At 64.8% G+C, this 9,287-nt stretch carries 8 protein-coding genes; 3 read left to right on the plus strand and 5 right to left on the minus strand.

Annotated features, from left to right (window positions below):
• Positions 1 to 464: 464 nt before the first annotated feature.
• On the plus strand, positions 465 to 821 hold the full coding sequence (locus ACXJL8_RS24605; RefSeq protein ID WP_456622087.1) for a hypothetical protein: 357 nt from the start codon (positions 465 to 467) through the stop codon (positions 819 to 821).
• Positions 822 to 853: 32 nt separating this feature from the next.
• Here the strand turns inward: ACXJL8_RS24605 and ACXJL8_RS24610 are convergent, their stop codons facing one another.
• Genes ACXJL8_RS24610 through ACXJL8_RS24620 form a run of 3 tightly spaced genes read right to left on the minus strand, consistent with a single transcriptional unit; the run spans position 854 to position 3,902 of the window.
• A complete protein-coding gene (locus tag ACXJL8_RS24610) occupies positions 854 to 1,834 on the minus strand; it encodes a zinc-binding alcohol dehydrogenase family protein (protein ID WP_456685745.1) in 981 nt (326 codons plus the stop codon).
• 20 nt (positions 1,835 to 1,854) lie between these two features.
• Positions 1,855 to 3,225, minus strand: a complete 1,371-nt coding sequence (locus ACXJL8_RS24615) for a sensor histidine kinase (protein WP_456685746.1) — start codon at positions 3,223 to 3,225, stop codon at positions 1,855 to 1,857.
• Positions 3,222 to 3,902: a response regulator transcription factor gene (locus ACXJL8_RS24620; protein WP_456622084.1), complete on the minus strand. Its 681-nt coding sequence runs from the start codon at positions 3,900 to 3,902 to the stop codon at positions 3,222 to 3,224. The genes ACXJL8_RS24615 and ACXJL8_RS24620 overlap by 4 nt, the downstream gene beginning before the upstream one ends.
• A 343-nt stretch (positions 3,903 to 4,245) precedes the next feature.
• Between ACXJL8_RS24620 and ACXJL8_RS24625 the strand changes: the two genes are divergently transcribed.
• The gene (locus ACXJL8_RS24625; protein ID WP_456685747.1) at positions 4,246 to 5,133 is read left to right on the plus strand and encodes a MipA/OmpV family protein; all 888 of its coding nucleotides are present in this window, start codon (positions 4,246 to 4,248) and stop codon (positions 5,131 to 5,133) included.
• A gap of 6 nt (positions 5,134 to 5,139) precedes the next feature.
• Positions 5,140 to 5,880, plus strand: coding sequence for a hypothetical protein (locus ACXJL8_RS24630; protein WP_456622082.1), 741 nt, complete (start codon positions 5,140 to 5,142; stop codon positions 5,878 to 5,880).
• 43 nt (positions 5,881 to 5,923) lie between these two features.
• Here the strand turns inward: ACXJL8_RS24630 and ACXJL8_RS24635 are convergent, their stop codons facing one another.
• Positions 5,924 to 8,191 carry a TonB-dependent siderophore receptor gene (locus ACXJL8_RS24635; protein ID WP_456622081.1) on the minus strand — a complete coding sequence of 756 codons (2,268 nt, stop codon included), beginning with the start codon at positions 8,189 to 8,191 and terminating at the stop codon, positions 5,924 to 5,926.
• Positions 8,192 to 8,471: 280 nt separating this feature from the next.
• Entirely contained in the window at positions 8,472 to 8,888 is a 417-nt protein-coding gene (locus ACXJL8_RS24640) for a winged helix-turn-helix transcriptional regulator (protein ID WP_456622080.1), read from the minus strand.
• Positions 8,889 to 9,287: the final 399 nt, after the last annotated feature.

Genomic DNA, 9,287 nt, shown 5'->3' on the forward strand with positions numbered 1-9,287 from the left:
GTCCTTCACCGTCTCGAGCATGCGCGAAATCACGAGCGCAAACTGAACCTCGTTGGCGGGCAAATCGGTCGGGTCCTGTTGGCCCGGGAGCAGCTCCTTCGAACTCATAGCGCTGACGGTCCAAGGCCTGCCACGCCGACACCCGATTTTCTATTTGAAGCAGCTGGTTAAAGGATGCGGTCGCGTCCGCGGCAATTTCGTACACGTCCCGACACGACAAGGAAAGCCTTCGAAAGAGCTGCGGCAAATCGCCGGCGCGCCCTGCATGCGGGGCGTGCAGGCCGGTCGAAGGCGCGGCTCCGGCCAGTAGTTCCCCGGAATGCGCGCTGGCGCCGGATTTGCATAGCTATTGGCAAAGCTGCAGGGGGATGAGTCGCCATTTCCACGCCCGTCGCAATTGTGCGGGGGGTGGGCGACCTTGTTCGTCCCCGCGCGGCGCTGACATCGATACGTGGGAAAACGACATGAGACTTGCAAGACCGTGTGCGGCGACGTTGCTGGGGCTGATGACGCTGCTGGCGACATCGGCGCTCGCGCGCGACGACGGGCGTTACGCCAACTCCCCATTAAAGCCCTGGTTCGAGAGCCTGCGCAGCGAATATGGGCAATGCTGCTCGGATGCCGACGGCTATGTCGTGGCCGACGTCGACTGGGAGTCCGATCGGGGCCGTTATCGCGTGCATCTCGACGGCGAATGGGTCGTCGTGCCCGACGGCGCCGTCATCACCGAGCCGAACAAGATCGGCCGCACCATGGTGTGGAAGCACTATATCGACGGCCACCCGCGCGTCCGCTGCTTCATGCCGGGCAGCATGACGTAGCCGTCCGACCGCCATTCGGGCGAGGCGCATCGTCAATCGGTCAGGACGACGATCTTCCCGCCGGCCGCGTTGTCCTCCATGCAGCGGTGGGCCTCCGCGATCTCCGCGAGGTGAAAGACCCGCCCGACCTGGACGCGAAGCGCGCCTGTTTCGATTTGCCGGACCAGGTCCTGCAACGGCGTCTGCATGAAATCGTCAGGGCCTCCGGAATAGACCGTGAGGCTCACGGCGTTGGGGATGACGTCCATCGGGCTGAACTGGTCGAACCACCATTTGTCCCCGACCATGCCCGTCATGCAGACGATGCCGTTTCGGCGCGCACATTGCAGCGAATCGGCCAGCGTGGTCGTGCCCACGAGTTCGAGCACCTTGTCGACGCCGCCTCCGCTCGCAGCGGTGACCTTCTCGGCGATCCGGCCGTCGTCGATGATGGCAAGGCCCGCTCCGGCGGCTCGCATCAGCTCCATGCGCGCGGGATTGCGCGTGGTGGAAATCACCTCTGCGCCGTGCTGGTTCGCGATGGCTGCAGCGGCAAGGCCGACCGAGGTCGTCCCGCCGCGGATCAGGAGCCGCTCGCCGCGCCTGAGTTGCAGAGCGGTGAACAGCGAGCCCCACGCAGTTTGGAGCATCTCCGGCAATGCGCCGAGGGCGTCCCATGGCAGCGTGGTCTCGAGAGACTGAACCTGGGTGGCGGGCACGCAGACATATTCCGCGTAGCTGCCGTCGAACTGCCGCCCCATGCCGCCCATGGCGGTCGCAACGATCTGGCCTTTGCGAAACCGGCCGCCCGGTGCCTCCTCGACGAGGCCGACGGCCTCGATGCCGAGCACGCGCGGGAAGCTCACACCCGGCGATAGTCCGCGCCGGGTGAAGAGCTCGGACCGGTTGAGGCCGAAGGCCTTGACACGAATAAGGACCTGATCCGACGCGGGCCTAGGCACGGGCCAATCCTCGACGCGCAGCACCTCCGGTCCTCCCGACTTGCGGATCACTGCTGCTTTCATCTGGGCCATGGCATCAAAGTCCCGTGTTGCTAGTTCGGTTGCAGATCGAGGCGCGGAGATTCATGCGCCGGTTCGGCGCGGGCTTCCGGAAAGCGGAGGCATGCCGTCGTTCCGTGGCCGGGGACCGATGTGATGATGAGCYCGCCGCCATGCGCGGCCATGATCTCCTGAACGATCGACAGGCCGAGGCCCGCGCCGTCGCGCGTCGTGTTGCCGGTCCGGAACGGCTCGATCGGCTGGTGCCGGAAATCCTGCGGAATGCCGGCTCCGTCATCACGGATCGATATGCTGCCGCTGCCGAGATTGGCGGTAATGTGCCGCGCGCCGCGGGCGTGGATCAGCGCGTTGCCGACGAGGTTGCCAAGCGCGCTGCGAACCGCGGCTTCGACCCCCTGGACGATGAAGGGGCCTTCGCCATCCTGTTCCAGCGAAAGCTCGATTCCGGAATCCAGCGCCGACGGGCTGAAATCGGCGAGAACGTCGAGCGTCACGACGGCAAGATCGATCGGCCGCTTCGCGATCGCATGGTTTTGCAGCCGGGCAAGGTCCAGCATGGCCGAGACCAGTGACGTCAGGCGACGGACGTCCCGCACGAGCTCGACCTTCAGGGCCGGTTCGGATACGTCCTCGATCTTCGCGCGCAGCAGCGTCAGCGGCGTGCGGAGCTGATGGGCGGCATTGCCGATGAAGCGGCGCTGCATCCTGATATAGGCGTCGATCTCGCCGAAGGCGCGGTTCAGCGCCTCGACCAGTGGCTTCAGCTCGGAGGGCACTTCGGACAGGGATATCGAACCTTGCGGGGCTGATGGATCGATCGCGAACGCGCGACGCGCGACCCGTTCGATACCTCGTGAGACGAAACGTGCGGCCAGGGCCGAACCGATGGCGACGGTCRCCGCAAAGGCCAGCGCCAGCAGAAAGATCGAAAAAATACTGCGAAAAAGGAAGTTCCGTGCGAGCCGACCGAACCGGACCTGAGGCTGTCCGACCATCATCGCAAGCTGCAACGAGCCCCGTTGCACGACGCCAAGGCAGAAGGTGCTCTTCTGGTCGAGGGTGTTGAAGACGGACGTGCCGACGGGCCCATGATAGGGAAACGCGAAGGGAAGGGCGGGCCGGCGTTCGCTGCCATACTCGCTGACCAGGTCGCCCGCGGACACGACGTACCAGAGGTTCGGGCTGTCGGCCTTCAATTCCTCGATGGCGGGAGTCGAACGGATGGCCAGGTTTTGCCCTTCGATCACCGTGGCGCGGTCGAGAATGGCAGCCACGACCCGGCACGCCCTGAACTCGCGTTCCTCCATCGGGTATCGCCAGATGAAGACGCAGAGCATGATCAGGAAGATGGTCGTGGCGGCGATGCCGAGCGACAGCGCAAATGTTCGGGCGATCGACGTCATCGGGGTTTTGCCAGCCGCATGATGTAGCCGATGCCTCGCATGCTGCGGATCTCGACGTCGCCGCCGAGCTCGGCCAATTTCTTCCTCAAGCGCGAGACCTGCGCTTCGAGCGTGTTGGACTCGATCTCGTCGTCGAAGCCGTAGATTTCCTCGATCAAGGCGGCGCGGGTGAGGACGCGGTCGCGCCGCATCAACAGCGCGCCGAGGATCAGCGCCTCGCGTCGCCGCAGCAGGATTTTCGTGTCGGCGACCACCGCCTCGTTGCTGCCGAGGTGCAGTTCGACATTGCCGAGCGACAACACCGAGGGGGCGAGCAGCCGCGGCCGCCGCAGCACGGCGCGCACCCGCGCAATCAGCTCCTGCGGCTCGAACGGCTTTCCGAGATAGTCGTCGGCGCCACCATTGAGGCCATCGACGATATCCTCCTTGGCGTCCTTGGACGTCAGCATGATGATCGCCGGGCGTTCCGGCGATCGGCTCAGCGCCGTGACCACCTGGAGCGCATCGCCGTCGGGCAGCATCCGGTCGACGATCGCGAGATCGTATTTGAAGTTGTCCAGCGCCTGACGGGCATCGGCAATCGAGCCGACGAGGTCGACGATGCCGTGCAATTGACCGAGCAGGCGGCTGACATAGGCGCCGATCTGCGGTTCGTCTTCGATCACGAGGGAGCGCACGCGGGTCGTCCTTGACTCTGCCGGAACGTCTGATCCTGGACCGTGACGCTCCCTGGCCGAACTCTGGCGTTTCGGCTCCTGCGCAGGGTTCCCATTAATGCAGCGAGCTTGGCGAATAAAAGGCGGGGGGCGAGGGGCCGGCCGACACTGACGGTCAAAGTTCTGCTGCGTGAGCGCGGCCCGGCAATGTTCGGGCAATGTTGACACGAGCGCCTCGCGGCGTGCGGGAATGTCGCAGGGACGGTCGCCCCTTGCAATCTTGGGGCAATTTTGCCCGACCACATGCTGAGGCTCCAACCACACCAGTCGACTCGGTCAGCAAGGCCGAGTCCGGGGCCCAGTAATGAAATATCTTGACGAAGCCGCTATCCGCCACAYGGCGAATGCGCGGCGGTCGACCGCCTGTCTTGCCGCGCTCGGCGCGATCATCGCGTCTGCGCAGTCCGTATCGGCGCAAACCGCGTTCACGCTGCCGGCGCCGCCGTTCGAGCTGCCGATGCTGCCTTCACCGTCCGGCAACTGGACCGTCATGGTCGGCATCGGCGGAGAATACACGCCGGATTTCGTCGGATCGAAGAACGGGAAGTTGAGGCCGATCCCGATTTTCTCGATTCGCCGTGCCGGATCGGTCGACCAGTTTCGCGGGCCTCGCGACAGCGCGAGCATCGCGCTCCTCGACGTCGGCAATTTTCGCGCAGGGCCTGCGTTCAAATACGTCTCGTCGCGCAAGAGCGACAAATATTCCGAGCTGACTGGTCTTGGCGACGTCAAGGCCGCATACGAGCTCGGTGGTTTCGTCGAATATTATCCGGTCGACTGGCTGCGCCTGCGCAGCGAGTTGCGTCAGGGCATGGGTGGCCATACCGGCACGGTGGCCGACGTCTCCGCCGACGTCATCGTTCCCTTGATTCAGAGGCTCACGATCTCGGCCGGTCCGCGTTTCACCTGGAAGAGCACCAAGGCGACCGCGCCGTATTTCGGCGTCGACGCGGCGCAGGCGCTGGCATCCGGGCTGCCGACCTACGATGCCAAGGGCGGCGCGCACTCGGTCGGCTTCGGAAGCCAGGTGTCCTACCGCATCAATCCGCAGTGGGAGGTCCATGCCTATGTCGAATACGAAAAGCTGCTCGGGGACGCGGCGGACAGTCCGCTCGTCAAGCTGCGGGGATCGTCGAACCAGACCACGGTCGGGCTGGGCGCTTCCTATTCGTTCGATTTCAGAATTCGATAGCTCGCCATGCGCCGCAGCTTAATTCTATGTGTTGTCGTGGCGGTCGCTTCCGGCGTCCTCGGCGCCGCCGTGGCGTTCGAGACGCGCGCAAGCCGACTCCAGGCGATCAAGACCGTCGGCATCGTCTCGGCCGTCGGCGAGGAAATGAGCTTGACGCAAGCGGGCCTGACCGAGCCAGGCGCGGCAGGGCAGAGCGTTTCGATCAGCGCATGGGGCCTGGACGAGCTGATCGTCCAGCAGGCGGCCAAGCTGCTGAGCGGACGCTTTCGCGTGCAGCCGGTGACCTATCGGCGCGCCGCGTTCGCCGCAGTCAGGGATTCGGCGGTTACGCCCGTCAATCTGCTGCGCAGCGATCCATTCAAGGAACTGGTTCGCACCGACGTCGTGCCCCAGGGGCTCGATGCCTATATCGTCATCACAAGGGCACGATCGAAACTCGGCAACGGCCGCAACGTCGAGGGCATCGGGCTCGCCCAATACCGGACGCTGCTTGTAGATTACGGCCTGATCCACGCGCTCTACGAGGTGCGCGTGATCGACGGCAAGTCGTTCGACGTGATCGAGAAGCGGGCGGCCGCGCCGCTCGATAACACCGGGACCATGCGGCTCGCCGGCCCGAGTGGGCCGGTCGACGAGACGTTTGATGGCCCGGCTTCGGGTGAACGGCTGCGCGCGGCGATTGCGGATCTCATCACACGCAGCCTTCCGCTCACGCTGGGCGACATGCATCTCACCGATGGACGGTAATGGTCATGAGATCAGGTCCGGCAGCATGACGTAAGCGTCGCGCCTAGAATTTATAGGTCACGCTGCCGAGCACGGTGCGGCCGATGCCGAGGAAGCAGTCGCCGCGCGCCAGGCAGGTGGTGACGTGACGCTTGTCGAACAGATTGCTGGCATTGACCTGAAGCCGCCAGGGGCCGGTCTCGTAACGAACCAGGGCATCGAACAGGGTGTAATCGGGCGTGCGGAGGGTGTCCGTGCCGTCCCATGAGGTGCCGATGTAGCGCACGCCGCCGCCGAGCGTGACGCCGGGCAGGCCGAGCTGGGAGAGGCGGTACTTCGCCCAGAGCGAAGCCTGGTGGTCCGGCACGGTCTCGACATGCTTGCCGGAATTGTCGCCGCTCTCCACGCGGGCATCGAGATAGGTGTAGGCGCCGATCAGGTCGAGCTCCGGCGTGATGCGCGCCAGCACCTCGAGCTCGGCGCCGCGGATGCGGACCTTGCCGGTCTGGATCGAGAACCGGTCATCGTTGGGGTCGCTCGTCAGCCGGTTCTTCTCGGTGGTGTCGAAGATCGCGCCGTTGATCGCATGGCCTGGCATCGGATTGTACTTGAAGCCGAGCTCCACCATCTCGCCGCGCTGCGGCACGCAAGTAGCGGCGCAGACGCCGCTGCCGAACACCGGGTTGAACGATTGCGCATAGGTCACGTAAGGCGTGACGCCGAACGGCAATTCGTACATCAGCGCGGCGCGGCCCGTGGTCGCCTGGTAATTCTCGACCGGAGAGCCCTGCGTATCACTGGTGACGTAGTCGTGGCGCAGGCCGAGCACGGCGAGCCACGGCCCGAGCCGCAACTGGTCCTGTGCGTAGAGGCCGAGCTGGCTCTGGCGGAGATCCGGCTCGGGAGACATCGCCGGCGCGGTCACGCCGCGGTAGACCGGGGCGTAGAGATCGAACGGCGTCGAATCCGTAGCGAAGCCGGATTGCGCGCGTTCACTGAATGCGCGGTAATCGACGCCGAGCAACAGCTTGTGTGCGACCGGGCCGGTGTGCAGTTTCAGCTCGGCATTGCTGTCCGAGGTCAGGTTGTCCTTGACCGTCTCGCGGCTCCATACGCTGCGTGCGACGGTGCGTCGGCCGGAATCGAGAAACGGATAGTTCGGATCGCTTGGATCGACGAAGTGCAGATCCGGCCAGGTCGAGCGGTAGATGCCCTCGACATGGGCGAAGCGCAGGTTCTGCCGGATCTTCAGGCCATCGCTGAAGCTGTGCTCGAACAGGCTGCTGATCGCGCCCGTCTCGGTCTGGTATTTGTCGAAGCCCGGCTCGCCGGCAAAACGCTGCACCGGAATGAATCCGTTGGGGCCGGCAAACAGCGTGCCCTCATGCGGCAGAAACGCCGTGGAAGAGCCGGTCGCGTCCTTCTGGTAGGTGCCGAGCACGGTCCAGCTCGTGGTGTTGGTCGGCCGCCAGGTCAGCGACGGCGCGAGCAGGATGCGGTCGTCCTTGACGTAGTCGGTCTGCGTGTTGCTGTCGCGGTAGACGCCGATGAAGCGATAGAGCCACTCGCCGTCTTTGGTCAGCTTTCCCGTGGAATCGAGCTGTACCTGCTTGCGGTTGAAGCTGCCATATTGCACGCCGATCTCGCTGGCGGCTTCCGCCTGCGGCCGCTTCGAGACCAGGTTCAACAGGCCAGCCGTCGAAGTGTCGCCGTAGAGCACGGACGAGGGGCCGCGCAGCACCTCGATGCGCTCCAGCGTATAGGGGTCCGGCCGCCATTCGTTGAAATTGTTGGTGTTCACCATGCGCGTGCCGTCGAGATAAATGTTCGGGTCCTGGCCGCGGATGCGCGGATAGTCGCCGCGCGAGTCCGCGCCGTAGGCGTCGGCGAACACGCCGGGGACATAACGCAGCGCTTCCTGCACGGTGGTCGCGCCCTGGTCGGTGACGCGGTCGGCGGTCACCACGGTGATCGATTGCGGCGTCTCGCGCAGCGGCGTGTCGGTCTTGGTGCCGGTGCCGCTGCGGGTCGCGACGTAGCCGTGGACGGGGCTCGTCGCGGTCTCCGCGCCCGTGCTCGCGCCGGCTGCCGGTGCATCGGCGTTCGACGGCGCGCGCTCGGCCTGACGACGGCGGCTTGCCGCCTGCGCGGCCTGGCGGGAGCGAAGCGGACGTGTACGTGCCGTCGGCCGCGACGATGACTGCTCGACGACGACGGCAGGCAATTCCCGCGACGATGATTGCGCCTCGGCGGGCGCTGCGTCCATCAAGCCTGCCAGCAGCGGCAGCGCGCCGCCGATCAATCCCGCCGTCGTCCTCAGATACGTTGTCATTCGCGACCCCATCATTTGCGGGGCGACGACTAACAAGCGCGGTGTGGAGCTTGAAGTGCAGGAGGGGCGCAATGCCCCTCAATCATCGGATTTGGAATTAGTATTCATATAAATCGGGCGCGCGCCGATTGATGCCGGCGCGCGAATGCGTGAATGAGAGAATGGAGAAGCGCGTCTTGTCGCGGCGTAGACCAACGCGCTTCGATCGCCCCCGCGTGATTTGCCTGCAGTCGCCGCAAGGCATTGTGGATGCGCAGGTCGCCTGACGCAGGGGCCCGCCCTACGCGCGGCCTGACGGCAGGCTCCGTTTGACCCGTGGCGAGAGCGAAACGGCTCCGTTGATCGCGCCGGCACGGGCCGCTTCCGTCGCGAGATACTGATTGCCCCATGTCCAGAGCATGCGAACGACCGGTTCGAGCGAGCGGCCAAGCGCCGTCAAGGAATACTCGACCCGCGGCGGGACCTGTGCGTATATCTCGCGATGAATGAGGCCGTCCGCCTCGAGCTCGCGGAGCTGGCGTGTCAGCATGCGCTGCGTGATCCGGGACAGGCGCCGCTTGAGCTCGTTGAAGCGAATCGTATCGTCGAGCAAGTGATAAAGAATCACGCCCTTCCACTTGCCGTCGATCAGATCGAGGGTGGCCTCCACGGGGCATCCCACGGCACAATCATAGGTCTTGCCGCCGAGCTTCTGCATAGTTCACTCCGTGATACTAGAGGACTGGCCTGTGCGTAATTGTCAGTCCCTAAATTAGCGCGCATCGTAGCTCTCGCAAAGATCGATATCGGCGAGGCGGTGACGAACGAGCCACCGCTTCGGCTCGCATAGGGTCTCTGCATTCAAATTCTGCGGCGGCAACCGGCGCAGACCGGGCAAACGCGCGCCGGAATAATCATAGAAAACACAGGGAGGGAGCGGTGCGAAGCGTGAGGAGAGGAATTCTACTCGTCATTTTTCTGTCGGCCGCAATCGTCACGGGCGCAGCCTGTGCGGAGAGCGGAAGCGGCAACGCGGAAGTCTTCGCGAAGCTCCCGCAGTCGGTCGGCAACATTGCGTTTACGCCGGACAATCAGCTGATCTTCAGCCACCATCCAT

This window comes from Bradyrhizobium sp. P5_C11_2 (assembly GCF_054049755.1).

Bases quoted from the DNA above. Each gene is read 5' to 3' on its own strand.
- ACXJL8_RS24605 (WP_456622087.1), top strand. From the start codon at position 465: ATGAGACTTGCAAGACCGTGTGCGGCGACGTTGCTGGGGCTGATGACG.
- ACXJL8_RS24610 (WP_456685745.1), bottom strand. From the start codon at position 1,834: ATGGCCCAGATGAAAGCAGCAGTGATCCGCAAGTCGGGAGGACCGGAG.
- ACXJL8_RS24630 (WP_456622082.1), top strand. From the start codon at position 5,140: ATGCGCCGCAGCTTAATTCTATGTGTTGTCGTGGCGGTCGCTTCCGGC.
- ACXJL8_RS24635 (WP_456622081.1), bottom strand. From the start codon at position 8,191: ATGACAACGTATCTGAGGACGACGGCGGGATTGATCGGCGGCGCGCTG.
- ACXJL8_RS24640 (WP_456622080.1), bottom strand. From the start codon at position 8,888: ATGCAGAAGCTCGGCGGCAAGACCTATGATTGTGCCGTGGGATGCCCC.